At 59.0% G+C, this 1,874-nt stretch carries 2 protein-coding genes; both read left to right on the plus strand.

Annotation, left to right across the window (positions count from 1 at the left end):
* The coding region (locus IQ273_RS32920) for an argininosuccinate synthase (RefSeq protein WP_194027274.1) at positions 1–1,049 on the plus strand (1,049 nt) is incomplete at its 5' end.
* A 419-nt stretch (positions 1,050–1,468) separates the two neighbouring features.
* The coding region (locus IQ273_RS32925) for a polysaccharide biosynthesis/export family protein (protein WP_194027275.1) at positions 1,469–1,874 on the plus strand (406 nt) is incomplete at its 3' end.

Consider the following 1,874-nt stretch of genomic DNA (forward strand, 5'->3'; position numbering starts at 1 on the left):
AGGCGCTGAAGGCGGGGGTAAAAGAATCCCTCGTGGCCGACCTGACCGAAGAATTTATTACTGACTACGCCTTTCCGGCCATTCAGGCTAACGCTCTGTACGAGAATCGCTACCCGCTGTCTACCGCCCTAGCCCGCCCGCTGATCGCCAAGGCCCTAGTCGAGGCCGCCGATCGCTATGGGGCCGATGCGGTAGCCCACGGCTGCACCGGCAAAGGCAACGACCAGGTGCGCTTTGACGTGGCGATCGCCGCCCTCAACCCCAACCTCAAGGTGCTCGCCCCCGCCCGCGAGTGGGGCATGGGTCGTGAGGAAGCGATTGCCTACGGCGAGAAAAACGGCCTCAGCTTTCAGGTAAAAAAATCTAGCCCCTACAGCATCGATCGCAACCTGCTAGGCCGCAGCATTGAGGCCGGGCCGCTCGAAGACCCCATGAACGAGCCGCTAGAAGAAGTGTTTTTGATGACGGAGGCGATCGAAAACACCCCTAACGAGCCTGAATACATCGAGCTTGGCTTTACCAAGGGGCTGCCCACCAGTCTCAACGGCGAGGCCCTTGGCCCGGTAGAGCTAATTACTCAACTGAATGCGATCGCCGGTCGCCACGGCGTGGGCCGCATCGACATGATCGAAAACCGCCTGGTGGGCATTAAATCACGCGAAATCTACGAGGCCCCCGCCCTGCTGGTGCTGATCGACGCCCACCGCGATTTGGAAAGCCTGACGTTGACCGCCGACGTCACCCAGTACAAGCGCGGCATTGAAGAAACTTACAGCCGCCTGGTCTACAACGGCCTCTGGTACAGCCCCCTGAAGCTGGCGCTGGATGCCTTCGTTCAGCAGACTCAGGAGCGGGTGAGCGGCACCGTCCGGGTGAAGCTGTTTAAGGGCAACTGCCGGGTGGTGGGTCGCCAATCGGACCTGGCCCTCTACAGCGATGCCCTGTCTACCTACAGTGCCGACGACCAGTTTGACCACAAAGCTGCCGAAGGCTTTATCTACGTGTGGGGGCTGCCCACGCGAGTGTGGTCTGAGAAGCTGCGGGGTTAGGGCTGCGAACCCGAGTGGTGCCGCAACCTTATAAAGATGGAAAGCGTAGATTGGGTAGGGTTAGGGTACCGCTGTTGGGTTTTACTGCGTGGCACCAATCTATGAGGGATCTGGCGGCGCGATCGCAGGAGGGTTTCTTCGAGAAGAGGCTCGGCGATCGCGCTGCTTTATCTGATCTTCATTCTCTTGGCGGCTAGATCTGGTAGAACCTTAGGAACAGTTGCAGTAGCTCTGCGTCCATTACTCGTATTGACGCCGGATTAGCTTTGATCGCCGCCCGCTGCGTTTAGCCACTTTTTCTTCCCGCCGGTACCCTTTACAAACTACGAGGCCAAACCACGGCTAATCGACCAGAAGATCTGTTGCGGTGCTGTTGTGACGTTTTGTGCGGTTGTCCGGACAGCCTGAGGAAGCCAGTTATGAACCGCTTTTGTCTGCTGAGTTGGAGCTTGGGAACCCTGGCTCTAACGCTGACTCTAGGGAGTGGACCAGGCCTTGCCCAAAGCCAGCCCCTCCCTCTCAACAACGAACTGAATAACGAGACTAACGAAACCGTGGCCCCAGGGCCACGGTTGCCAAATATCCTGACCCCAGAGCCAAACGCTAGCTTCCCTGAAGCCTATGTGCTGGGGCCAGGCGATCGCATCCGCATTGATATTTTTAATATTCCCGAGTTTAGCGGTCCCGAAAACGGCGTTCACGAAGTGCTGGTCGACGGCACTCTGGCCCTGCCGATGGCCGGTACGGTGGATGTACAGGGCCTCACCCTCACCGAAGCCCAGGCGGCGCTTACCGCGAGCTATGCGCCCCTGCTGACCCGCCCGC

Source organism: Nodosilinea sp. LEGE 07298, assembly GCF_015207265.1.
GTDB lineage: Bacteria > Cyanobacteriota > Cyanobacteriia > Phormidesmidales > Phormidesmidaceae > Nodosilinea.